The sequence below is a fragment of the Candidatus Aciduliprofundum sp. HYA1 genome (assembly GCF_056175085.1).
The window spans coordinates 439,895-461,956 of sequence record NZ_CM149694.1 but is presented as its reverse complement, the minus strand read 5'-3'; the positions used below and the strand labels follow the sequence as shown (position 1 = coordinate 461,956).

Genomic DNA, 22,062 nt, shown 5'->3' with positions numbered 1-22,062 from the left:
TATGCATATTGCAGTTGTTTTGCAGGATAGGTGCCAGTTCAAGAAGTGCAATTACGAGTGCCGGACCTACTGTCCCCCTGTGCGCATGGGCATAGATACCGTTGTGATAACGGAAAAGGGATACCCCAAAATAATTGAAGAACTATGCGAGGGCTGCGGCATATGCGTTCACAAGTGCCCCTTTGAGGCCGTGAAAATAATTGGACTTCCCGAGGAACTGCAGGAAGAACTCGTGCATCAGTATGGAGAGAACGGTTTTCGCCTGTACAGGGTTCCAGTGATCCAAAAGGGTAAAGTGGTGGGAATCCTCGGTCCAAACGGCGTTGGAAAAACAACGAGTTTGAACATTCTCTCTGGAAATCTCATACCAAACCTTGGAAAATATGATAGGGAGCCAAACTGGGATGATGTGATTGAATACTTTTCCGGCACTGTGATGGCCGATTACTTCTCCAGGTTGAGAGATGGAGAAATAAAAACTGCTCTGAAACCCCAGTATGTGGATAAAATTCCCCGAATTTTCAAGGGAAAGGTTAAGGATCTGCTTAAAAATGTGAGCGAGGATATTGATGAGATTGCAGCCCTTCTGCAAATTGAGAACTCCCTGAACAGGGATGTGGATAAGTTGAGTGGGGGTGAGTTGCAGAGCGTTGCCATAGCGGCAACGATGCTTAAGGATGCGGATGTTTACTTCTTTGACGAACCATCAAGTTATCTTGACATATATCAGAGGTTGAGAATTGCCAACATAATAAAGAATCTCGCGGAGAAAAAAATAGTGTTCGTGGTGGAGCACGACCTCGCAATTCTGGATTTCATAGCGGATGTGGTGCATATTCTATATGGCTCAGAGGGGGCCTATGGTGTGGTTTCTCAAATAAGGCCCACCAGAAACGCGATAAACTCGTTCCTAGAAGGCTACCTGCGTGAGGAGAACATAAGGTTCAGACCATGGAAAATAGAGTTCACGGCACATCCTCCAAAGAAGAGTATGGACCTGCCCACCCTTGTAAAATGGACCTTCATAGAGAAGAGGTTCAAGGATTTCAAACTGGAAGTTGAGCCGGGAGAGATAAAAATAGGCCAGGTCGTTGGCGTTGTGGGGCCAAATGCAACCGGTAAAACAACCTTCGTGAAGATCCTGGCAGGAGTGCTCAGGGCAGATAGGGGCGAAATAGAGGAGGAAATAAAGGTGAGTTATAAGCCGCAGTACATAAAGCCGGAATACGATGGAACCGTGGAGGAACTCCTCATCCTCACCCTCAAGGATAGGATGAGCAACTCTTTCTTCCAGGCAGAGGTTCTCCATCCCCTGAATATCAGGCACATTTACAACAAGGATGTGCAGGCACTCTCGGGGGGAGAGATGCAGCGTCTTGCAATAGCCCTGGCCCTTGGGAGGGATGCTGATCTATACCTTCTGGATGAGCCCTCCGCCTATCTTGATTCAAATCAGAGAATGATAGCCGCCAAGGTAATTCGCAGGGTGATGGAGAACACGGGTAAAAGCGCTCTGGTGGTGGACCACGATGTGTACTTCATAGACATAATCTCAGATCACATCATGGTGTTCGGTGGCGAGCCAGGTAGACATGGTGTGGGAAAGGGGCCATTCACAATGCGTGAGGGTATGAATATGTTCCTGAAAAATGTGGGCATAACGTTCAGAAGGGATGGGGACACAAGGAGACCGAGAATAAACAAGCCGGGAAGTTACACTGACAGGGAGCAGAAGGAAAGGGGCGAGTATTACTACGCTTAAATTTTTTATTTTGTTTCACATACACAATTATGCGAATCCTCGTGGATTACAGGGAGCACTCTGTTATTCCCCTTATTGAATCTGTGCTGGGCAAATTTGAGATGGTGAACCTACCTGTTGGGGATTTCCTCATCTGCGGTGAGAGTGGAGTTCTTGTTGAGAGAAAGAGTGCCCGGGATTTCCTGAGCAGTATGAAGACAAATCGGCTTTGGGATCAAATGCGCAGACTCCTCGCCAATGAGGTTATGAATTGCAGAATTTCAAGAAGGGCCCTTCTAATCCATGGAAGCATAGAAGAGGAACTTCACCTATCAGGATTTGGCTGGAACCATGTTATGGGTGCATTTATGGAAATCCAGTTCAAGCATGGTATTCCCATTTTCCACGCGGAGAGCGACGAGGCCCTTGTTGAATTCTTCAGAATCCTCATAAAAAGGGAAGATGAGGGAAAGAATGAGGGTGAAATTGAGAGAAGGTGGGAGCGCATCCCTCCCAGAAAGAATATGAGCGAGGAAGAGTGGAAGATCTACGCCCTATCCTCTCTGCCGTATATTGGAGAGAAACTGGCAAGAAATCTTCTTGCCCAATTTGGATCCATTGAAAAAATAGCAAGGGCCAACATCGTTGAGCTGAGAAAGGTTGAGGGAATAGGGGAAAAGAAGGCAAAGCAAATTTACCGCATATTCCATTAGGAAAATTATTAAAGCCATAAGAGATTAATCCACCGTGAAAATCAGTGATATCCCCTTGAACCGCGAGTGGTTACAGGTTTTTGAGGATGAGGGAATAAGAGAACTCTATCCTCCCCAGGAGGAGGCCATAAAAAAAATTTTCAAAGGGAAGAACCTTGTTGTGGCCATTCCAACTGCCAGCGGCAAAACCCTTGTGGGATACATTGCCATTTTAAGGGCCTTCAAAATGGGGCTCAAGAGCGTATACATCGTGCCGCTCAGGGCTCTTGCAATGGAGAAATACGAGGAGTTGAAGAGATTTGAAAGATTTGGAATGCGTGTTGCACTGGCCATTGGAGATTATGACAGCCCCTCCGGGTACCTGAAGAACTACGACGTTGTAATTGCAACCAGCGAGAAAATGGATTCCATCCTTCGCCATGACATAGAATACGCGTACAACCTCGGCGTGGTCATAGTGGACGAGGTCCATCTCATGGGAGAACCAACCCGTGGCCCAACCCTTGAGATGGTGATTTCAAAAATAAGGGATGTGAATGATGAGGCTCAAATAATCGCACTCTCCGCAACAATAAAAAATTCTGAGGAAATTGCGTCCTGGCTTGAGGGAGAGCACGTTTATAGCGAGTTCAGACCGGTGCCCTTGAAACTGGGTGTATACTTTGACGATACCCTTCTCTTCGAGGATGGTGAAACCTTAAACGTGCCCCATGATGGCATAAACATAGGAAACCTTGTAAGGAGGAGCATTGAACTTGGGGGACAGGTGCTCATATTTGTAAATCGAAGAAAATCCGCTGAATCCCTTGCAGAAAAACTGAGAAGGAGGGTTGATAAATATTTAAGCAATGAGGACAGGGAAGCACTTATGGCCATATCCATGGAGTTGCAGGAGGATGAATACACCATTTACGGAGAGAGACTCTCAAAAATGATAAGGCATGGGGTATCCTTCCACCATGCTGGATTAAGCAACAGGCAGAGAAGTGCCATCGAAAGGGCATTTAAGGGCAGATGGCTCAAGGTGATAGTTGCCACTCCAACCCTGGCGGCGGGAATAAATCTGCCCTCTCGCACGGTTATCGTGAGAGATGTTACAAGGTACGATGGGTTCACAAGCGTTTACATACCCGTAATGGAGGTAAAGCAGATGCTTGGCCGCGCAGGAAGACCAAAATACGACAGGTATGGGGAGGGAATAATCTATGCCAGGAGCGCCAACAGGGCCATGGAGTATATGGAGATGTATATTCGCGGAGAGACGGAGGATATAGAATCACAACTTTCAAACGATGCAGCGTTGAGAATCCACATTCTCGCCCTGATTGCAAGTGATATGGTGAACAAGGAGGAGGAACTGTTTGATTTCTTCTCAAAAACATTCTACGGGTTCAAAATGCCTGTGAAATATCTGAATAAGAAAATTGAGCACGTTTTGGATTTTCTTGAGTATAACGAATTCATAACCCGAAAGAGGTTGATACTCGCAACCCCTCTTGGAAAGAGGGTTTCAGATTTGTATATTGACCCATACACGGCAATATTCTTCAAAAAATGTTATCAGGAGGAATATGATGAATTCTGCATTCTGCACACCATTGCCTGCACTCCGGATATCATTCCGATCAGGGCTAAGAAGAGCGAGTTGTCCGAACTTCTCCCCGTGGCCTACACCCACAATCTTGCAATTGATGAATTTGATGTGGATCAGGACACCTTCTTTGGAGCACTCAAAACTGCCCTGATGATTATGGACTGGACAAACGAGGTATCTCAGGACATGCTCATAGGCAGGTACGATGTAGGTCCCGGTGATATTCATGGAAGGGTAGAGATAACGGACTGGCTTCTTTACGCCTTTGCAGAGATAGGAAAGGTTCTCAAATATCCCCACGTTCATGAGGTAGAGAAATTGAGGTTGAGGGTTAAGTATGGGGTTAGAGAGGAACTGCTACCCATCGTCTCTTTAAAGGGTGTTGGCCGTGTGAGAGCGCGCAGGTTGTTCGATTATGGCTTCAATTCCATTGAAAAACTGCGCGAGGCCAAGGTTTCGCAGTTAACCAGAATTCCAGGGATAGGTGAGAAGCTGGCCCAGCAGATTTTAAAACAGGCAAAGGGAGAGGTTTTAAAATAAAGAAGATAATATCCCGGAGACGGTGATTCCATGGACGATAGAGACAGAAAAATCGTGGAACTGCTCCTAAAGGACTCCCGCATGAGTTATTCAAAAATAGCCGAGATTTTGGGAATCAGTGACACCGCCGTGCGTAAGAGAGTCAGGAACCTGGAAAGGGAGGGAGTCATAAGGGGTTATACCATATGCGTTGATCCCCATTCCCTGGGCTATAAATGCGTGGCCATACTTGGAATAGATACCGAATCGGATAGATTTTACAAGGTGGCAGAGACGCTCAAAAATATGAAGGAAGTAAGGTGCGTGGATATGACAAGCGGGGAGAATATGATAGTGGTTGAGATATGGGCTGAAAATGGGGAGCATCTGGCAAAATTAATATCAGAGAGAATCGGAAAAATTGATGGGGTAAAGAAGGTAAAATCATCAGTAGTTCTCCAAAAACTCAAGGGTTGAGAAAATTTTATATTGCTCCCTTCACTTTATTATTGAAATGAAAGGGCGTTCAATAGCATTGATTGTTCTCACACTACTTCTTGTTTCCACACTGTATTACTCAGGAATGGCTCTCTCCATTCCTCAGAAATCCGAAAGAGACATTAAAATTGGGGTTGATGTAAACATTCCTCCCTACTCCTACATGGTGAACGATGAGCCCACGGGATTCAACATTGATATGCTCAAGGCCATGGAAAAGTACACAAATATAACCTTTGATTTCGTCCCGGGTACCTGGAACTCGTTGATATACAAACTAAAGATTGGGCAAATAGATGCCCTGATGGCAATGGTGCCAACAAAGGAGAGAAACAAAACCTTCCTCTTCACCCAGATTTATCAGCACATATACTTCAATTTTTTCCAGCGCGCATCCATGGCACCCATAAGAAGTATAAATGACATTGCCAATCACACAATTGCCGTCGTGAAAAATGATATAACTGAGAATTTCGCCCTGGAGTGGATGAACAAAACACACAGGAATCTCTACATCGTTGAGGTGGACACACCCCAGGAAGGCTTGAAACTCGTTAATAGCAATAGTGTTGATCTATTTCTATACGAAATTCACACCTGCTCCTATTACATTTCAAAGATGAACTTGAAAAATGTTATTCTTACAAACATTCAGGCCTTTTCAATGCCCCTGGCAATAGCCGTGAAAAAAAGTGAGCCCTGGCTTGTAAATGAACTGAACATGGGAATAAACAGTATCAAGGATTCTGGGGAGTACACGGAAATCTATAATAAATGGTTCAACCCGCAAACATCCACAGGCATTCCCCTCTACATTTACGCTGTAGCCCTTATTCTTGGAATATCTGTGAGCACCATCGGTTACATAAGCGTGAGATATATTAGGGAGAGGAGGAGGGTCAGAGAGCAGAGCAGAAGAATAGAAAATCTCCAAAAACTCTCCAATACCCTTATGGAGAACATGCCCATTGGCCTGCTGTACATAAAAGGGGACAAATGCATCTACGCCAATCCGGAAGCCCTTAAAATCCTTGGTTACAATTTCAGAGAGATAAACTCCACAAAAATTTTCAGAAAATTCATTAGGGGAGGAGAGGTGGAGATAAAAACAAGAACTGGGCAAATTAAGTGGGTGTTATCAAAATCCATAGATTATGCCAATGGAAAGATAATAAGCCTGATAGATATAACGGAAAGGAAAATCCTCCAGATCAAGGAGAAGAAGAGGTTTGAATTTTTGAACAATATGCTTGATGCCCTGAGAAATCCCGTTCAAAATCTGGTTTTTGCATCGGAAGATATGGAGAGCAAAGATATGCAAGAAATAATCAAAAAGGAAATAGAAAAAATGGCAAATATACTGAAGGAAGAGCCAAAGTAGGGGCCAAGTGCCAGGAGTAAGCCCCCTTCTGTTGAGGAGACACCTACGGTTTCTCCCTCAACCCTCTTCCCTTTGGTAAGGATTGAACTGGGAACCGTGGTATCTCCTTGGCGGCATCCGACTATGCGTCCTACCTGTCCCTCGTCGGGCAACTCACCGGGACGGTTTGGACTTGCTCCGCCGGGGTCGGCCGTTTCATCAACTCCCATGGGAACGTCATCCGCAGGGAATCATCCTGCCCCACGGGCTGTGTCGTTTCTGCTCCGTTGCCGTCCCTCTCGGGACCCCCGCTTGCGCGGGGCCGGCTGCCCGATGGAGGGGGGACTTTCCTCAGGAAGGGACACCTGCGGTTTCCCTTTCCAAACCCTTCCCTGAATTTAGGGCCGCAGGCATCCGCTTCCCGTGGCCGCCCTCTGGCTCTTGGCCCCAACATTCTAGGTATCGTAATATATAACACTTTCGAATGTTCGAATTTTGTACCACTATTCGAGGATTGTACCATAAATCATTTAAAAAAAAAGACTGTGGGTGTAGTGGTGATAAAGGATGAATAAAGGAATGAAATACATAATAGCCATAGGGCTTGTGGCAGCCATTGTGGCTGGAGGCGCTTACTGGTACGTTGCCAGTGAGAACACAAATGAAAACACCAATCCAAATCCAAGCGCAGGATCTGGAGGCTCTGGGAGTTCTGGAAATTCTGGAAGCAACTGGGATGAGATGAAGAGCTACATCATGTCCCTTCCATACCAAAAACTTAACTCCACAGAAATCACGGGTATGAAGTATATGAGGGAAGAGGAAAAACTTGCCCATGATGTGTACATATACGCCTACAACAAATATGGTATCAGGATATTTCAGAACATAGCAGAATCAGAGAGCACACATACTTTCTTGGTCTCCGTGCTTCTTGAAAAATACAACATAAGCGATCCCGCCGCTGGAGAGCCAGAGGGTGTATTTAAGAACGCAACCATTCAAAAACTTTACTGGGAACTGGTGAGCAGGGTTAACAAGAGTGAGGAAGAAGCTTTGATAGTTGGTGCCAACATTGAAGAGCTGGACATTGTGGATATACAGCACTGGATAGGCCTAACCAACAACGAGGATATAAAATACGTATACACCTTTTTGATAAATGGCTCTGCAAATCATCTGAGGGCATTCGTGTCCACCCTTGAAAAGATGTACAACTACACCTATAAACCTGTGTACCTCTCACAGGAGGAATATCAGCGCATAATAAACGGAGGAAATCCCTGAGGGTCATAAATGCAGCAAGGAGACAAAGCACTGTGGATCTTCGTGTTGATGGGCGTTATCCTTGCCCTATTTCCACTTTATGGTGGATACATAGGCAATGCCGTATTTGGCTCAGAGGAGTACGGCTCTGTAAGTGGGCAGGTTGAAAGGGTAGGAGTGAATTATATCACAATACATGGTAAAACAGTGTACGTCAAGGGAAACTGGGAATACAGAGGTAAATCCTACACCTCCGAAGAACTACTCCAATTCATCCACCCTGGAGAGAATTTAAATGTGTACTATACAACCAATCCCAGGTGGGGCGCAACCGCAGAGAAAATAATATTTGAAGATGGATCAACCGCTACAAAGGAGGAAGGATGATGAAAAATCCCGTTGAGTACAACATAAGAAGATTCGTTGTCATCGGTATGTTCATAGGTGCATTGATTCTCATTCTTACAGGAATTATCCTCTACCTAATTCCATCGGGAAGGGTAGGTGCAGAATATGGTAAAGAGGCACTGATCATCATACACACCTATGCAGGGTTTGCAACTGCCGGAATGTTTGTAATCCATACCTATCTTAACAGAAGGCCTCTAAAAAGGTACTTTTCCATAAAATAAAGGGGGAATTACTCCCCCTTTCTGAACCTTTCTGCCATCTTCTCGTACATCTCTTTCTCTTCCTTGCTCAGCGGTTTTACCCTCTTTAAGGCTTCTTCAAAGTGCTTCATTGATATTCTCGCATCCTTTGGATTTTCAGGATCCTTTCCGCTCTGTATGTACTCCCTAAGTGCAAGTATGGTTGCCTCGTTGCACACCGCCTCTATATCCGCACCCGTATATCCCTCTGTCTTATCAGCCAGAGCTTCTATGTCCACGTCCTCGGCCAGGGGCTTACCGCGGAGATGTATGCGGAATATCTCCTTCCTTGCCTCCCTATCTGGTACGGGCACGTATATTAGGCGATCGAACCTTCCAGGGCGTAGCAATGCAGGATCAAGCATATCTGGGCGGTTAGTGGCCGCTATAACGGTCACATTGTGCAGTTCCTCAAGGCCATCCATCTCGGTCAGGAGTTGAGATACCACCCTCTCTGTGACCCTCGTGCCGAGATCCATACCACGCACAGGAGCAACGGCGTCTATTTCATCTATAAATATGACAGCAGGTGCGGCCTGCCTCGCCTTGCGGAACACCTCTCTCACGGCCTTCTCGCTCTCTCCTACCCACTTGCTTAGGAATTCAGGCCCCTTAACACTTATGAAATTGGCCTCACTCTCCGTGGCAACTGCCTTTGCAAGGAGCGTCTTGCCCGTGCCGGGTGGGCCGTAGAGAAGTATACCCTTGGGTATCTTCACCTTCATATGGGCAAAGAGTTTGCGATACTTGAGAGGCCATTCCACAACCTCGCGAAGCTCCTGCTTCACATCCTCAAGCCCCCCGATATCATCCCAGTGCACATTGGGCTTCTCTATGAGTACCTCCCTCATTGTGCTGGGCTGCATCTCCCTGTAGGCATCCATGAAATCGTCCCAGGTGACCTCTATTTTCTCAAGTATCTCCACTGGTATTTTCTCCATTTCCATATCTATCTCTGGCATTATTCGCCTGAGGGCACGCATTGCTGCCTCCTTAACCAAAGCGGCGAGATCGGCACCTACATACCCATGGGTCATATCTGCCAATTTGTCAAGATCAACATCCTCTGCAAGAGGCACTCCGCGGGTATGTATCTCCAGTATCTCCCTTCTGGCCTTGGTATCCGGTATACCTATCTCAATCTCCCTGTCAAACCTTCCAGGTCTGCGCAGCGCCGGATCCAAGGCATTTGGCCTGTTGGTGGCACCTATAACAACAACCTTGCCCCTGCTTTCAAGTCCGTCCATGAGTGCGAGAAGTTGAGCTACAACTCTTCTTTCCACCTCACCGCTGACCTCGTCCCTCTTCGGTGCAATGCTGTCTATTTCATCTATGAATATTATGCTTGGCGCATTCTCCTGCGCTTCCTTGAATACCTCCCTTATGTTCTCCTCGCTCTGCCCGTAGTACTTGCTCATTATCTCAGGCCCGCTGAGGTATATGAAGTGCGCATTTGCCTCGTTGGCCACCGCCTTCGCCAAGAGCGTCTTGCCCGTTCCAGGAGGTCCATAGAGAAGCACTCCCTTTGGTGGCTCTATGCCCAACCTCTCAAATAATTCGGGATGCCTCAACGGCAGTTCAACCATTTCGCGTATCTTCCTTATTTCCTCCTTCAAGCCCCCAATATCCTCGTATGTCACAGTTGGAATTCCTCCAGTCCCCTCCTTTGCGGGCTTCTCACTTATCTTTATCTCCGTGTTCTGGGTGATTAAAGCAACCTCCTTAACCGGCTTTACGCTCGTGGCTATGAGATCTATTGAATTGCCCATCACGTTTATGGTTATCACATCTCCTCTCGTTATCACGCGCCCCTCAAGAAGGTTCTTGAGGTAATCCTCGCCCCCCATGAGTCGCAGAGGTTGAGTTGGAGCAAATGTCACCTGGGTAGCGGGAGTTGCCATGGCCTTCTTTATCTTAACCTTATCGTCAATGCCAACTCCTGCATTTCTCCTGGTGTAACCGTCAATCCTTATCAACCCGGAACCCTCATCCTCGGGATAACCGCGCATGACAACTGCCGCTGTCTTCTTCTTCCCCTCTATTATTATGGCATCTCCCGGCATAAGACCCATCTTCTCAAATATGACGGGGTCTATTCTCGCTATGCCCCGGCCCACGTCCCTTGAGCGGGCCTCCGCTACCTTAACCACCATACCATCATTTTTCCCATTCTTCATTTAAATCACCTCCAGAAAAAGAGTGGAAAATTTATTGAATTTCCACCCTCCTCTTCTCGCCGGCCTCCTTCTTGAAGCGGATGACCAGCATTCCGTTCTCGTACTTCGCCCTTACATTTTCAGTGGATACCTTCATCGGCAGGGTTATGCTCCTGTAGTACCTCCTTATGACCCTCTCCTTCTTGTGGTACTTCTTAACCTGCTCCTCTGACTCCTCTGTGAGTTCTGCACTGACCTCAACGCTGCTGGGTGAGACGTTGAGATTTATATCCTCCTTGCGAACCCCTGGAAGCTCCATTATGACCACAAGCTCATCATCCGTCTCGTATATGTCCACCAGAGGCATCTTATAATCCTGAGCGTACTCCTTGCGCATTGCGTTGAGTTCCCTCTCCATCTCCGTCATTATGTCGTACATGTCCTTGAATACCCTGTCTCCGAATATCATCTTCATCACCTCCAGTTATCAACTTTTAGTTGATTACCAATTTCTCATATACAGCACTTCTATATAAAATTTTCGCTAATTTGACGTGATAAGACGTGGCAGGAACAGACGTATCTATGAGAGAATCAACGCCTTGTGAAATAACCCCTATTTTCATTTTTGTGGAATTTTGGGAGATGCGAACATTGGCAGGTCTTCAACATCCCGTATAAGATGACTTCTCACCAGGAGATCATCCACAGAGAGGTAGATAAGGTAGAAATAAACACCCAGAAATACCAGTCCAAAGAATATTCCCAATGGCCAGAGAATTTTCAAATTATCTCTTGTTTTCAGATAATTGCCCTGCAAATACAAATCTCTGGTACTCCTTGAGAGAAACGCTATGAAAATATCCACAAATGCAAAGATTATGCCAACAAGTCCCCAGGGTAGCAGGAGTATGCCCCACAGTGCATTTATGCCTGCCACAAATATGGACAAAACTATGGCCATATCAAGCGATTCCCCCACCTTCTCAACACCCTTCATCACTATGTTCATAATTTTGCTCTTATTTAATATTTGCCATCAAAAAATTATTTATCGCCATTCCCATGTGCATGGGATGAGAACCCGAAAATTTGATGAGATAAGATCCGTTGAAATTGTGCCTAACTTTCAGAAAAAACCTTACGGCTCTGCACTCATAAGGCAGGGAGATACAGTTGTTCTCTGCTCTGCACAGGTTATCGAGAGCGTACCCGATTGGTTGAAGGCCCAGAACTCTGGGTGGCTCACAGCCGAATACTCTATGCTCCCCGGCTCCTCCGATACACGAATATTTCGCGATAGGGGCCATGTGAATGGACGGAGCAAAGAAATAGAGAGGATTATCGGAAGAACTCTCCGTGCAGCCGTGGACCTAACAAAACTCGGCCCGAGAACCATATGGATTGATTGTGATGTTATTCAGGCAGACGGGGGTACAAGAACCGCGAGCATAACCTGCGGATTCGTTGCACTATCCCTGGCTGTAAGAAGGCTTATGAGGGAGGGAAAGATAGCAGAAAACCCAATAATTCACAAGGTGGCAGCCATCAGCGCTGGTATTGTGGAGGGAAAGCCCATGCTGGACCTCGCCTACGAGGAAGATTCAAAGGCCGATGTGGATCTCAACGTGGCAATGAACGAGGAGGGAAAGTACATAGAAATTCAGGGCACATCTGAGAGAAGGGCACTCAGCAGAGAGGAGCTAAACGTTCTTCTGGATCTGGCAGAGAAGGGAATAAAAGAATTATTCAAGAAGCAAGAGGAGGCCCTTAATGTGTAGATTCGTGGCCGTATTGTCCAGAGAGGATATCAATTTACGCGAATATTTTAATTTCCTGAAAAAACAGGCAATTGGGGGAAAGAAGGCGCCCCACAGGGATGGCTTTGGATACTGGATACTGTCGGAAAAGGGAGAGCATTATTACAGAAAGACCGTACCCGCATGGGATTTCAAAGGTTCCATACCAAAGGGGCACGTTGCATTTTTTCACGCAAGAAAAAGGGGAAAAACCGGGGCTTCTGTGAGAATTGATAACGTTCACCCTTTCGTACACGGGGGTTCTGTATTCATGCACAATGGAGTGCTTCATATCCATAGACATCCCAGGGCTGTGGGAGATACAGATACTGAGAGTTTCTTCCTCACCCTGCTTGACCAGGGAATTGAAGAAGGGCTAAAACGCATAGTGGAAAATTATGAATTCACATCCCTGAATTTTGTGATGTACAGGGACGGAGATCTCCACGTGTTCAGGTTGGCCAGAAAAGCGGAGGATTACTACACCATATTCATAAAGGAAGATTCGGGTAAAATTGTGATTTCCACGGAGAATCTGGGGGCAGGATTTAGAGAGATTAGAAACGGGGAGATGGTTATAATCTCAAAAAATCTCAAGGTTCTTTCAGATTGTATTTTCCCAGATATGTGCCATTGAGAAGATACACCTCCATCTCACCCACCAATTTATTTCGGAAAAGTGGCCCAAGAGGTTTACCGAGGGCCGCACCAACAAGTGGATTGAATGCTGGGAGCACAACTATTTTTACATTCTTCCCATATTTTTTCACACCCTCATCACTTAAATTTCCACGCAAGAGGCATGGCATCTTGCTTGATTTACCCACAGAATCAAAAAATTCCATCTCCGGATGCATATGTCCCATAAGGAGGATATCGGCTGTCATAACATCCTCCTCAGGCCAGGAGTGTCCATGTATGAATCCGTATTTACCCATACGAAACCCCGTTGCGGGTTTGATTTCAAAATCAACCATCTCCTCAATACCACCATCGTGATTGCCCTTAACTGCCGTTATGGAGTATGGAAGATCCTGAAAAAAAGCATTCAATTCTCGGGGGGTGCGTAAAATACTGTGCTTCACATCACCCAATATTATGAGTTGCTCCGCACCATACCGCTCCATCAAAGTGATTATTCTTCCTTTCATACTCCTCCAGATGGGAGGCACGATTACTCCCCTCTCACGAAGTTCATCCTCGTAACCTATGTGAAGATCTGCAATAACCAGCGAATTTATATCTTCAAGGTAGATGGCACGATCTCTATCCACTTTCATGATTCACACCGTAACGCAAGAGCACCCCGTATCCAAGGGGTTTGCATTCCAGCAATTTCAATTTGATTACTTCTTCCGCAAATCTGGCACCCTTCCCCGATACAAGGGAGGGGGCATCTCCTCCTATGATCATAGAGCCAACAAATACGTTGAGTTCATCAACCAAACCTTCCCTCAAAAAAGAGGAAATCACCGTGCTTCCCCCCTCAACCATCACACTCCTTATCCCCCTCTTCCAGAGTTCTTCCATGAGGCAATGCAGATCCACACGATTTGAACCGCATCTTATTATCTCGGCTTTCAAATTTCTTGAAGGAGCATCCCTTGTGGTGGCAATTATTGTGGGTGCCGAATCATTCAGAACCCTCGCATTCTCAGGAATGCGCAATCTTGAATCAAGAACAACGCGCACAGGATTTTTAGCATTTGGCACAAACTTCTCCTTGACTGTGAGTTTCGGATTGTCAAGGAGCACCGTATTTATTCCCACGAGAATGGCATCCACCGAGGAACGGAGGTAATGAACCCTTCTGAAATCCTCTTCATCGCTTATCTTTATCCTCTTTCCCCCAACAAGGGCTATCTTTCCATCAACACTCATGGCTGCATTCACAATTATTCTGGGACGCATGATCTCACCTTCCAAACCGCCTCTGCCTCAACTGGTAATCCCTTATGGCCCTGAGAAAGTCAATCTTACGAAACGTGGGCCAGTAGATGTCTGCAAAGTAAAATTCACTGTAGGCGCTCTGCCAAAGTAGAAAATTGCTTATTCTCTCCTCGCCAGATGTGCGAAGTATCAGATCCGGATCCGGCAGTTCTGCGGTGTACAGGTGCTTTCTGACCTCATTTTCATCAATATCCTCAATTTTGAGTTTGCCCTCCTTCACCTCCTGGGCAATCTCCTTTATGGCCTTCACTATTTCCTCTCTTCCACCGTAGGCAATGGCTATGTTGAAAAAGAACTTATCATAATCCTTCGTTCTCTCCTCCGCGTAATATATGGCCCTTTGCAGGTCCTCTGGGAGAATCTCCCTCTGCCCGATGACCCTTATCCTTATCCCATTCTCATGCACCCTCTCGTCATCCGCCGCCCTCTTCAGGTTCTCAACAAAAAGGCGCATCAATTCAAGAACTTCCTCACGGCTCCTGCTGAAATTCTCTGTGGAGAAGGCATAAACAGTGAGTATCTTTATACCAACCTCCCTGCACCAGTCAATTACCTCCTCCAACTTATCACGACCCTTCATATGTCCATCTGTGGGCTTCATACCCAGTTCCCTTGCAAATCTGCGATTTCCATCCATGATTATGCCAACATGCCTCGGGATCTTTCCCTCCTTCACGATCTTCAAAAGTTTCTTCTCGTACGCCTTGTAGGCAGTTTCCACTAGTCCTTGGGTAAAATCCATTGCCCCATTATTCCCTTTATTTTATTTATTTCTTTTCCTTGGAGGATGAATATGAGCACATCGCCCTTCCTCAGCACCTCATTTGGACCCGGTTTCTTTATAAATTTATCACCTCTCTTTATACCCACAATAATTCCAATTTTCCTGCGTATATCCGTGTCTTTTATTCTCTTGCCGGAGTACCTATCGGGCAGGTTCAATCCAACAATCCTCAAATCTCCGGAAATCATTATTCTATCTACGAAAGAGGCAACTCTGGGGGAGAGAAGGAATCTAAGAATCTCCCTACCAACAATCTCACTCTCAAGCACAGCATAATCAGCGCCTGCCTGATAGGCCTTTCTGACATTTTCAGCCCTACTAACTATGACCGCCACCTTTATCCCCGGATTGAGTTTCTTTGCCAGAAGCGTTATGTATATGTTTTTCTCATCACTTCCAGTGGCGGCAATGAGCACTTTTTCCCTCTCAATTCCTGCCTTCAAGAGCACCTCCTCCCTGCAGGGGTCTCCCCTTATTACCCCCTCCCCCTCAGCATTCTCATCTATAATCGTGCCTCCAAGTCGCCTGGTTAAATCGTTGTAACCACATAATATCATCCAGATACCCCCTTCAAAAGTATAACCACGTCTCCTGGATGGAGCATGAACTGTGGGGCTGGATTTACAAATAACTCCCCACTCCTGTAAACCCCTATTATGATGGCATTCTTCATCCCCTTACCCATTTCCATCACTGTGGTTTCACTTTCAATTCTTTTTTCCAAAATTTGGGTGTCCCTGAATATCTCCCCCGTAAACTGATGGGTGAGATCCTCGTTCACCCAGTGAGATATGAAGGAACCTATTATTTCGTCCTTTCTTATCACAAAATTTGCCCCACTCTTTTTCAGTATATCTCCTGCGCCTGCATTCTCGGCAAGGGCTATTATGTTCAATCTCTCATTCATATTCCTCGCCGTGAGCGTGGTAACGGTATTATTCTCGCTGCTCCCTATTGCAAGCAGGGCTCTGGCCCTGCCTATGTTGGCCTTCATAAGATTTTCCATCTCTGTGGGTTTGCCAATCACGGCTGGGTAACTTGAAGGGGCATTTTCATCCACGATCACGAAGGGTATGCCCAGCAAATCCAGTTCCTCCACTATTATATCCGCCACATCATTGTATCCTGCAATTATAATATGGGCGTCCTCCGGAACTGGCAGTTTCTCACCATGCACCGCACTCTTCACCTTCAACTCTATCCAGGGACCAAGAAGTGCCTGAATACCCCCGAAAATCACGCCAAGCCCGAAGATTAGGTAAATTATGGTGAACCACTTACCCACCTCGCTTTGCAGGTCCACACCTGCAGGATAATGACCCAGGGTGGATATGGTGACAACACTGAAGTATATGGCATTGGTAAGGCTCGCACTCTGATGCTCCACAAAAACCTTTATGAGTACATAGCCCAAACTTCCCAGCAGTATGGTGGTTATAACCATAAGGATGAAGAGAATCAGGCGGTTCTTGAGAGGAAATGATGAAATCATCGGGAGTATATAATCATCAACAATTTAGATTTTATCCCTGATATTGTAGGGAAAATTAATAAATATTGATTATGCAATTCCCCCACGTTATGGGAATGAAAACTTACCTAAAGATAACCTTCAACAGCGAAGGAGCAAACCCCAGCGAGATCATGAGCAGACTACAGTCTCTTGGGTTCAAGCCAATAACTGGTACCTACGATATGGTCTATGAATGGGACAATGGGGCAACGGTGAAGGACGCAATCTGGTTCGCAGATAAGGTGCACGAAACACTCAGGGGATACAACGTCCTGTTCCAGCTGGAAACAATATCGGAATGATCATCTATAGGGATATCTTTTGTAAGTCCCACATTTAAGGCATTTTATCACAACCTTTCCCTTTTTAAGTCTCACCTGCGCCGTTTTTCCGGGTAGCAGTAAACTATGGCATTTCTTGCAAATCCTCATCTTCATATACCTTGGAAGACGCACGTTGTACTTACGAGATAAATTCAAAATGTGCTCCACATACCTTCTGGCAAGTTCTTCATCGCCCTCCATGGCCTCATTCCGGGCCAGTTCGTAAAGAATTTTTATCCTTTCCCTTGCAATTCGCTGCATGTATTTTTTCCTTTGATTCACACAATCTCTACGCACACAACATTAAAAAACTTTGCCATTTACAGCATTTGCGAATAATCGATTAAATGTAAATAAATTTATAAAAGCGTGCTACACGGCTTCTCAATGTAATTCTAACAAAAAAATATTTATACAAGAATGGCAATACCTTCATTGGGGTGACGAAAAATGGTAGGAATTAGTGAGTTGGCAAAAACTGTTGCCAAGGAGACTGGAGTGAGTCAGAAGCAGGCAAGAGCAGTGATAAAGGAGTTTATTAAGCAGGTCGTTGAGCAGGTGAACAAAGGAAACAAGGTAAATCTCGTTGGATTTGGAATATTTGAACGCCGTGTCCAGAAGGCAAGAAAGGCAAGAAACCCGCGCACAAAGGAAGTTATTAACGTTCCTGAGAAGAAGAAATTTGTGTTCAGGGCATCCAGCAAGATAAAGTACCTCTAAATATTTTAAAATCCATTCTATTTTTTTATTTTCACCCTTGTAAATTTTGCACTTTTACCAAGCACATATCCCATCAAATTCCCGTAATTTATCATTGATAGAAATACTATCTCCGTATCTTTTAGGAGATGCGCATATTTCTTTAATTTTTCAATCTTGCCCTTCATACCGGAGGTGACATCTATCCCAGCAGAACCAGATATATGGGCCCTGTTCTGTATATCATCCAAGCTTATCTCCCTTATCAACCGGGCATTCTCGTTGGTCTTCGGATCATCGGTGTAAATTCCATCCACATCGGAGACGAAGATCAAGCGTCTTGCATTCAACCTTGCTGCCAGGTGCAGGGCAATGGTGTCTCCCGAACAAACAGAGAAACCCCTACTCTCGTCGTACACCATATCTCCCCCTATCAGAGGCACCATGCCAAGATTCAGAAATTTCTCAATGGGCTCGCTGTAAAATTCCTTTATTTTTTCGTTTTCAGCAACAGTAACGCTGCTGGGAAGGAATATCATGGCCGGTATGCCCTGGCTCCGAAGGGCATCCGCCAGTTTTGTTCTCAGAATAAAAACGAGGGACTGGGTATGGGCAAGGTTTATCAGATCCTCCTCGCGCCCATAACCCCTGTAAAGATGATATTCCTTGACCGGAGGATGACCGAAGGAGCCCACACCATGCACTATTATCATTCTCTCAAATACCTCCCCCAGTTCCCTCCCAATTTCCCTAATTCTCTCTTCCATCAAGGAATATGGCCTGGCCTTATCGGTGAGCACCGAGCCTCCGAGTTTTATAACAGTAAGATCGGGAAGGGGAAGGGCGGGCATCACAATCCCCAGAAGGGTTCCCAGAAGGTGTGTATTCCCGGCCAGAGACCCAGAGCGATCAGTATTATCCCCACCACAATCACGGAAGCTGGTATGATTATATTATCCACGTCGTGGGGGCTGAATAGTTCAACTACCATGGCAACTATGGAGATGATCAAAATGGGCACAAACCACTGGGCCACAGTTCCAATGCTGTAGGTGTATACAAGATTTCCGGAGGAGTAAACGCCCGCACCCATCAATCCGTAAAGGAAAATCATGAACAAAGTAAGCACAAATCCAATAAGAAACATTCCGAGCAGGGAGCCCTCAATTGTCTTTGTTCCTGCAGGAACCTTCAACTTCCTCTTCCCATAATTCCTTCCAATTATATCGGCAAAACCATCACCGAAGGCAAGGATGGAGAAGGATACAAGTGCAAGGGGATGTGTCCACCAGAGAAGTGAGACGAAGATCATTATCAGGGTGTAGTAGAAGGTTCCCCTGAGCAACTCCCTGGGATCTCCAGAGCGGGACATTGTGTTGACAAAGGCCTCGTCCTTTGATATCCCAAGCCCAATTGTTAGAAATTTCAAGGCGAAAATGAGGGGCACTATGGAGGCTATGATTGGCGAATACCAGGAGCCAGAGTAAAAGGGAAAGAAAAACACATAAATCGGTGCTGCAAATGTGTGTATGACCTTTCTGGATACGTTGATGCTCAGTTTCCCCGAGTTTCTGAGTTTATCGTTTATGCCTATCAGTGCAAAAATTGCCACGAGGGTTATGAAAAAGGAAATTATATCCTCCACTATCGGTATCCCTATGAAAGCAAGCAAACCCATTTTTAAGCCTCCTTAAAAAAGATATGAAAGAGGAAGTATATAATTTTTCGCAAAAATCACAGGTACTTTGACTCCACGTACCTTATGAAGTACTCCGGATTGAAATCTTCTCCAAGGCTCTTTCTCAAAAGCTCCTTTGGAGGATAGATTGAGCCGTACCTGTGGACCTTATCCCTGAGCCAGTCCTTTATGGGCTGGAAATTGCCATTCTTTATTGAATCCTCTATATTTATGTCCCTTCTCATATGCTCTGCTATCTGGGCTGCCAGCATTGTACCTATGGAGTAGGTTGGGAAATAACCTATTGTGCCATGGGCCCAGTGTATGTCCTGGAGTATGCCCTCCGCATAGTTCTTCGGTCTTATTCCCAGGAGATTCTCCATCTCATCATTCCACAGTTCGGGCAGATCCTTTGCATCAATGCCCTCGTTGATCATTATCTTCTCCAGTTTGAAGCGAAGAAGTATGTGGAAATTGTAGGTCACAACATCCGCCTCCGTCCTTATGTAATCCGGACGCACAATGTTCATGTACCAGTAGATGTCCTCAGGAGTGTAATCCCTTATGCCTGCCAAGTTTTCATTCAGAACAGGGTAAATCAGTTCTGCAAATTCCATGCTCCTTCCAACAATGTTTTCCCAGAACCGGGACTGGGACTCGTGAATACCCAGGGACACTCCTCCAATTATGGGTGTGAACATGAATCTCTCATCCTGCTGCAATTCGTAAAGGGCATGGCCAAACTCGTGCACAGTGCTCAGTATAGTGCGGCGAAAATCAACTCCCTCGTACCTTGTGGTTATTCTCACATCCTTCAGACCGAACTCGGTGGTGAATGGGTGGGCAGAAACATCCATGCGGGAGCGCACACCCAGAGGAAATCCAAACATCTCCAAAATTTTTCTGTTCACCTTCTCCATGCTCGCACGCTCGTACTTCAGCTTCTCAAGGGGATGCTCCCTTGGAACCTTCTCTTCGCTCAAAATTCTGTCAAGTATGGGTTTGAGTTTCCTTTCAACCACATCAAACATCCTCTCAACATCCTCGGTTGTCAGGCCCTCTTCAAAGAGGTCCAGCAGGGCATCGTAGGGATACTTTTCATAGCCGAGATAATCCGCAGCCCTCTTTCCTAAATCCATTATTTTATCGAGCCAAGGCGCAAATTTGTCGTAATCGTTCTTCTCCCTGGCCTCCTTCCACACGGCGGTAGCTCTGCTCGTTGTCTCGCTCAATTCCTTGACAAACTCTGGAGGGAATGAACTTTCAATCTTTATTCTTCTCTTTAACACCCTGACAACTCCTCTTTCGTACTCGTTGAGTCCCTCAATACCGTCGGCACGGTTCACAAGTTCCACGAATTCCGGTTTAAGAAGAAACTCCTGGGACAGGATTGCAAGTTCTCCCTCGGCAACGCTCCTTTCAGTTATGCCCTCCTTGGGCATGTTAACCTCCATATCCCAGCCAAGCACCGAGGATGCATGGCCGATGGCCCAGATTCTCCTGTACTTCTCAAGAATTTTCCTTATTACCTCATTCTCAAACACCATTTGAATCACCATGCAAGCATGGCATTCCATTAGATAAACTTAATCGTGCTATTATTTAGCAATGGAAATATTTAATTCCTTTAATTCCTTTTCGCACCTATGTTCTCAAACAGGGTGAAGAACATTGAACTCTCGGGCATAAGAAAGATTTTTGATATGGCCCAGGGAGAGGTCATCAATCTCGGTCTTGGTGAACCCGATTTTCAGCCCCCGCCTGAGGCCCTGGATGCAATAAGGGAAGCGGTGGAAAGGGGCTACAACAAATATGGGCCCTCTAAGGGATTTCCGGAACTTCGAGAGGCCATTGCCGAGAAATTCTCAAAATACGCGGATATAAATGCCGATAATGTCCTTGTAACCGTGGGAGCAACGGAAGGGATGCTTGCCACCATGCTCTCCCTAATAAACCCGGGTGACGAGGTCCTGTACCCAGATCCGGGCTTCGTGCTCTACAAGCCCCATACGGTCATTGCAGAGGGAAGGCCCGTTGCCTACCCAATCCTGCAGGAGAACGATTTCATGCCCACGCAGGAGGATCTGCAGCAGAGGATAACGAAGAAAACGAAGGCCATAATTCTGAACTATCCAAACAATCCAACGGGAGGAATAATTGACGAGGAGCACATAAAAATGGTGGTGGACATTGCGGAGGATAACGATCTGATAATAATTTCCGATGAGGTTTACTTCAACATAATCTACGAGGGTGCACCCAGAACATTTCTGGGAAGATACGATAAACTCATCTTCTTGAACTCATTCTCCAAGGAGTTCGCCATGACGGGATGGCGCCTTGGATATTTGATCGGCCCGAAAGAATACATAGAGCAGATAGGAAAGATCCACTACTACTCTGTGGCCTGCCCACAGAGCCCCATAGAATACGCTGCCCTGACAGCAATCAGGAAGAGCAAATACTACTCAGACATGATGGTGGAGAAATTCAGGAGAAGAAGGGACCTGATATACGAGTTGCTCAGTAATATGGATGGCGTGCGGCCTAATTTCCCGCGGGGCGCGTTTTACATATTCCCAAAAATAGAACTTGATGCTGATCCGGTGGATATCGTGAAGGAAGTCGTGAAAAGGGGCGTTCTGTGCACCCCTGGAAACGCCTTTGGAAATATAGGCACGCAGCACATTCGCTTCTCCTACGCTGCCAGCGAGGAGGACATAAGGAAGGGTATGGAGATATTTGACTCCGTGCTCGAAAAGTTCAGATGAGCATAACGAAACCTTTTATTTTCTCTTTCCATACCTATTTCCGGTGAT

General features: G+C 46.0%; 25 protein-coding genes and 1 other RNA gene. 13 read left to right on the top strand and 13 right to left on the bottom strand.

Going from position 1 to position 22,062, the window contains the following annotated elements; genetic code table 11:
- The first annotated feature begins 1 nt into the window (after position 1).
- Genes AC0S1O_RS02645 through AC0S1O_RS02625 form a run of 5 tightly spaced genes read left to right on the top strand, consistent with a single transcriptional unit; the run spans position 2 to position 6,446 of the window.
- Positions 2-1,762: a ribosome biogenesis/translation initiation ATPase RLI gene (locus tag AC0S1O_RS02645; RefSeq protein ID WP_475394216.1), complete on the top strand. Its 1,761-nt coding sequence runs from the start codon at positions 2-4 to the stop codon at positions 1,760-1,762.
- Between the two features lie 29 nt (positions 1,763-1,791).
- Positions 1,792-2,454 (top strand): ERCC4 domain-containing protein, encoded by a 663-nt coding sequence (locus tag AC0S1O_RS02640; RefSeq protein WP_475394215.1) that lies wholly within the window; start codon positions 1,792-1,794, stop codon positions 2,452-2,454.
- Positions 2,455-2,488: 34 nt separating this feature from the next.
- Entirely contained in the window at positions 2,489-4,588 is a 2,100-nt protein-coding gene (locus AC0S1O_RS02635) for a DEAD/DEAH box helicase (protein WP_475394214.1), read from the top strand.
- A 30-nt stretch (positions 4,589-4,618) separates the two neighbouring features.
- On the top strand, positions 4,619-5,044 hold the full coding sequence (locus AC0S1O_RS02630) for an Lrp/AsnC family transcriptional regulator (RefSeq protein WP_475394213.1): 426 nt from the start codon (positions 4,619-4,621) through the stop codon (positions 5,042-5,044).
- 37 nt (positions 5,045-5,081) lie between these two features.
- Positions 5,082-6,446 carry a transporter substrate-binding domain-containing protein gene (locus AC0S1O_RS02625; RefSeq protein ID WP_475394212.1) on the top strand — a complete coding sequence of 455 codons (1,365 nt, stop codon included), beginning with the start codon at positions 5,082-5,084 and terminating at the stop codon, positions 6,444-6,446.
- Positions 6,447-6,451: 5 nt separating this feature from the next.
- On the opposite strand, the gene rnpB is transcribed toward AC0S1O_RS02625, so the two are convergent.
- Positions 6,452-6,815, bottom strand: an RNA gene (rnpB, locus tag AC0S1O_RS02620) — RNase P RNA component.
- A 177-nt stretch (positions 6,816-6,992) separates the two neighbouring features.
- Between rnpB and AC0S1O_RS02615 the strand changes: the two genes are divergently transcribed.
- From AC0S1O_RS02615 to AC0S1O_RS02605, 3 genes are read left to right on the top strand one after another with little or no spacing between them, the layout of a single operon-like run.
- Positions 6,993-7,712, top strand: a complete 720-nt coding sequence (locus AC0S1O_RS02615) for a DUF2202 domain-containing protein (RefSeq protein ID WP_475394211.1) — start codon at positions 6,993-6,995, stop codon at positions 7,710-7,712.
- A 9-nt stretch (positions 7,713-7,721) separates the two neighbouring features.
- Entirely contained in the window at positions 7,722-8,078 is a 357-nt protein-coding gene (locus tag AC0S1O_RS02610; RefSeq protein WP_475394210.1) for a hypothetical protein, read from the top strand.
- A complete protein-coding gene (locus tag AC0S1O_RS02605) occupies positions 8,075-8,323 on the top strand; it encodes a DUF4405 domain-containing protein (protein ID WP_475394209.1) in 249 nt (82 codons plus the stop codon). Before AC0S1O_RS02610 ends, AC0S1O_RS02605 begins: the two co-directional genes overlap by 4 nt.
- A gap of 8 nt (positions 8,324-8,331) precedes the next feature.
- Here AC0S1O_RS02605 and AC0S1O_RS02600 read toward each other — a convergent pair whose 3' ends face one another.
- From AC0S1O_RS02600 to AC0S1O_RS02590, 3 genes are all read right to left on the bottom strand, one after another.
- On the bottom strand, positions 8,332-10,518 hold the full coding sequence (locus tag AC0S1O_RS02600) for a CDC48 family AAA ATPase (protein WP_475394208.1): 2,187 nt from the start codon (positions 10,516-10,518) through the stop codon (positions 8,332-8,334).
- A 31-nt stretch (positions 10,519-10,549) separates the two neighbouring features.
- Complete coding sequence (locus AC0S1O_RS02595; protein ID WP_475394207.1) at positions 10,550-10,972, bottom strand: Hsp20/alpha crystallin family protein; 423 nt, start codon at positions 10,970-10,972, stop codon at positions 10,550-10,552.
- Positions 10,973-11,119: 147 nt separating this feature from the next.
- Positions 11,120-11,509, bottom strand: a complete 390-nt coding sequence (locus AC0S1O_RS02590; protein WP_475394206.1) for a hypothetical protein — start codon at positions 11,507-11,509, stop codon at positions 11,120-11,122.
- 64 nt (positions 11,510-11,573) lie between these two features.
- Between AC0S1O_RS02590 and rph the strand changes: the two genes are divergently transcribed.
- Both rph and AC0S1O_RS02580 read left to right on the top strand, forming a co-directional pair.
- Positions 11,574-12,278: a ribonuclease PH gene (gene rph / locus AC0S1O_RS02585; protein ID WP_475394205.1), complete on the top strand. Its 705-nt coding sequence runs from the start codon at positions 11,574-11,576 to the stop codon at positions 12,276-12,278.
- Positions 12,271-12,933: a class II glutamine amidotransferase gene (locus tag AC0S1O_RS02580; RefSeq protein WP_475394204.1), complete on the top strand. Its 663-nt coding sequence runs from the start codon at positions 12,271-12,273 to the stop codon at positions 12,931-12,933. Before rph ends, AC0S1O_RS02580 begins: the two co-directional genes overlap by 8 nt.
- Here the strand turns inward: AC0S1O_RS02580 and AC0S1O_RS02575 are convergent.
- Genes AC0S1O_RS02575 through AC0S1O_RS02555 form a run of 5 tightly spaced genes read right to left on the bottom strand, consistent with a single transcriptional unit; the run spans position 12,890 to position 16,522 of the window.
- Complete coding sequence (locus tag AC0S1O_RS02575) at positions 12,890-13,576, bottom strand: metallophosphoesterase (RefSeq protein WP_475394203.1); 687 nt, start codon at positions 13,574-13,576, stop codon at positions 12,890-12,892. The two genes, AC0S1O_RS02580 and AC0S1O_RS02575, sit on opposite strands and share 44 nt — an antisense overlap.
- A complete protein-coding gene (locus AC0S1O_RS02570; protein WP_475394202.1) occupies positions 13,563-14,207 on the bottom strand; it encodes a 2,5-diamino-6-(ribosylamino)-4(3H)-pyrimidinone 5'-phosphate reductase in 645 nt (214 codons plus the stop codon). Before AC0S1O_RS02570 ends, AC0S1O_RS02575 begins: the two co-directional genes overlap by 14 nt.
- 4 nt (positions 14,208-14,211) lie before the next feature.
- The gene (uppS, locus tag AC0S1O_RS02565; protein ID WP_475394201.1) at positions 14,212-14,988 is read right to left on the bottom strand and encodes a polyprenyl diphosphate synthase; all 777 of its coding nucleotides are present in this window, start codon (positions 14,986-14,988) and stop codon (positions 14,212-14,214) included.
- Positions 14,967-15,587 (bottom strand): potassium channel family protein, encoded by a 621-nt coding sequence (locus AC0S1O_RS02560; RefSeq protein WP_475394200.1) that lies wholly within the window; start codon positions 15,585-15,587, stop codon positions 14,967-14,969. The genes uppS and AC0S1O_RS02560 overlap by 22 nt, the downstream gene beginning before the upstream one ends.
- Positions 15,584-16,522 carry a potassium channel family protein gene (locus AC0S1O_RS02555; protein WP_475394199.1) on the bottom strand — a complete coding sequence of 313 codons (939 nt, stop codon included), beginning with the start codon at positions 16,520-16,522 and terminating at the stop codon, positions 15,584-15,586. The genes AC0S1O_RS02560 and AC0S1O_RS02555 overlap by 4 nt, the downstream gene beginning before the upstream one ends.
- 89 nt (positions 16,523-16,611) lie before the next feature.
- On the opposite strand from AC0S1O_RS02555, the gene AC0S1O_RS02550 reads away from it, so the two are divergent.
- Complete coding sequence (locus AC0S1O_RS02550; RefSeq protein WP_015283136.1) at positions 16,612-16,845, top strand: hypothetical protein; 234 nt, start codon at positions 16,612-16,614, stop codon at positions 16,843-16,845.
- Here the strand turns inward: AC0S1O_RS02550 and AC0S1O_RS02545 are convergent, their stop codons facing one another.
- Positions 16,846-17,148 carry a ribonuclease P protein component 4 gene (locus tag AC0S1O_RS02545; RefSeq protein ID WP_475394198.1) on the bottom strand — a complete coding sequence of 101 codons (303 nt, stop codon included), beginning with the start codon at positions 17,146-17,148 and terminating at the stop codon, positions 16,846-16,848.
- A gap of 168 nt (positions 17,149-17,316) precedes the next feature.
- On the opposite strand from AC0S1O_RS02545, the gene AC0S1O_RS02540 reads away from it, so the two are divergent.
- Positions 17,317-17,586, top strand: coding sequence for an HU family DNA-binding protein (locus AC0S1O_RS02540; protein WP_475394197.1), 270 nt, complete (start codon positions 17,317-17,319; stop codon positions 17,584-17,586).
- 17 nt (positions 17,587-17,603) lie between these two features.
- On the opposite strand, the gene AC0S1O_RS02535 is transcribed toward AC0S1O_RS02540, so the two are convergent.
- Genes AC0S1O_RS02535 through AC0S1O_RS02525 form a run of 3 tightly spaced genes read right to left on the bottom strand, consistent with a single transcriptional unit; the run spans position 17,604 to position 20,796 of the window.
- On the bottom strand, positions 17,604-18,416 hold the full coding sequence (locus AC0S1O_RS02535) for an isopentenyl phosphate kinase (protein ID WP_475394196.1): 813 nt from the start codon (positions 18,414-18,416) through the stop codon (positions 17,604-17,606).
- Positions 18,416-19,243, bottom strand: a complete 828-nt coding sequence (locus AC0S1O_RS02530) for a diacylglycerol/polyprenol kinase family protein (RefSeq protein ID WP_475394195.1) — start codon at positions 19,241-19,243, stop codon at positions 18,416-18,418. Before AC0S1O_RS02530 ends, AC0S1O_RS02535 begins: the two co-directional genes overlap by 1 nt.
- 56 nt (positions 19,244-19,299) lie before the next feature.
- A complete protein-coding gene (locus AC0S1O_RS02525; protein ID WP_475394504.1) occupies positions 19,300-20,796 on the bottom strand; it encodes a carboxypeptidase M32 in 1,497 nt (498 codons plus the stop codon).
- A 93-nt stretch (positions 20,797-20,889) separates the two neighbouring features.
- Between AC0S1O_RS02525 and AC0S1O_RS02520 the strand changes: the two genes are divergently transcribed.
- Positions 20,890-22,014: a pyridoxal phosphate-dependent aminotransferase gene (locus AC0S1O_RS02520; RefSeq protein ID WP_475394194.1), complete on the top strand. Its 1,125-nt coding sequence runs from the start codon at positions 20,890-20,892 to the stop codon at positions 22,012-22,014.
- The last annotated feature ends 48 nt before the right edge of the window (positions 22,015-22,062 follow it).

Excerpts from the sequence above, each read along its gene's own strand:
- AC0S1O_RS02605 (WP_475394209.1), top strand. The coding sequence starts at position 8,075 with ATGATGAAAAATCCCGTTGAGTACAACATAAGAAGATTCGTTGTCATC.
- AC0S1O_RS02575 (WP_475394203.1), bottom strand. The coding sequence starts at position 13,576 with ATGAAAGTGGATAGAGATCGTGCCATCTACCTTGAAGATATAAATTCG.
- AC0S1O_RS02550 (WP_015283136.1), top strand. The coding sequence starts at position 16,612 with ATGGGAATGAAAACTTACCTAAAGATAACCTTCAACAGCGAAGGAGCA.
- AC0S1O_RS02595 (WP_475394207.1), bottom strand. The coding sequence starts at position 10,972 with ATGAAGATGATATTCGGAGACAGGGTATTCAAGGACATGTACGACATA.
- AC0S1O_RS02520 (WP_475394194.1), top strand. The coding sequence starts at position 20,890 with ATGTTCTCAAACAGGGTGAAGAACATTGAACTCTCGGGCATAAGAAAG.
- AC0S1O_RS02570 (WP_475394202.1), bottom strand. The coding sequence starts at position 14,207 with ATGCGTCCCAGAATAATTGTGAATGCAGCCATGAGTGTTGATGGAAAG.
- AC0S1O_RS02590 (WP_475394206.1), bottom strand. The coding sequence starts at position 11,509 with ATGAACATAGTGATGAAGGGTGTTGAGAAGGTGGGGGAATCGCTTGAT.
- AC0S1O_RS02540 (WP_475394197.1), top strand. The coding sequence starts at position 17,317 with ATGGTAGGAATTAGTGAGTTGGCAAAAACTGTTGCCAAGGAGACTGGA.
- AC0S1O_RS02600 (WP_475394208.1), bottom strand. The coding sequence starts at position 10,518 with ATGAAGAATGGGAAAAATGATGGTATGGTGGTTAAGGTAGCGGAGGCC.
- AC0S1O_RS02625 (WP_475394212.1), top strand. The coding sequence starts at position 5,082 with ATGAAAGGGCGTTCAATAGCATTGATTGTTCTCACACTACTTCTTGTT.
- AC0S1O_RS02630 (WP_475394213.1), top strand. The coding sequence starts at position 4,619 with ATGGACGATAGAGACAGAAAAATCGTGGAACTGCTCCTAAAGGACTCC.
- AC0S1O_RS02560 (WP_475394200.1), bottom strand. The coding sequence starts at position 15,587 with ATGATATTATGTGGTTACAACGATTTAACCAGGCGACTTGGAGGCACG.
- AC0S1O_RS02615 (WP_475394211.1), top strand. The coding sequence starts at position 6,993 with ATGAATAAAGGAATGAAATACATAATAGCCATAGGGCTTGTGGCAGCC.
- AC0S1O_RS02580 (WP_475394204.1), top strand. The coding sequence starts at position 12,271 with ATGTGTAGATTCGTGGCCGTATTGTCCAGAGAGGATATCAATTTACGC.
- uppS (WP_475394201.1), bottom strand. The coding sequence starts at position 14,988 with ATGGATTTTACCCAAGGACTAGTGGAAACTGCCTACAAGGCGTACGAG.
- AC0S1O_RS02555 (WP_475394199.1), bottom strand. The coding sequence starts at position 16,522 with ATGATTTCATCATTTCCTCTCAAGAACCGCCTGATTCTCTTCATCCTT.
- AC0S1O_RS02640 (WP_475394215.1), top strand. The coding sequence starts at position 1,792 with ATGCGAATCCTCGTGGATTACAGGGAGCACTCTGTTATTCCCCTTATT.
- AC0S1O_RS02535 (WP_475394196.1), bottom strand. The coding sequence starts at position 18,416 with ATGCCCGCCCTTCCCCTTCCCGATCTTACTGTTATAAAACTCGGAGGC.
- AC0S1O_RS02530 (WP_475394195.1), bottom strand. The coding sequence starts at position 19,243 with ATGGGTTTGCTTGCTTTCATAGGGATACCGATAGTGGAGGATATAATT.
- AC0S1O_RS02645 (WP_475394216.1), top strand. The coding sequence starts at position 2 with ATGCATATTGCAGTTGTTTTGCAGGATAGGTGCCAGTTCAAGAAGTGC.
- AC0S1O_RS02610 (WP_475394210.1), top strand. The coding sequence starts at position 7,722 with ATGCAGCAAGGAGACAAAGCACTGTGGATCTTCGTGTTGATGGGCGTT.
- rph (WP_475394205.1), top strand. The coding sequence starts at position 11,574 with ATGAGAACCCGAAAATTTGATGAGATAAGATCCGTTGAAATTGTGCCT.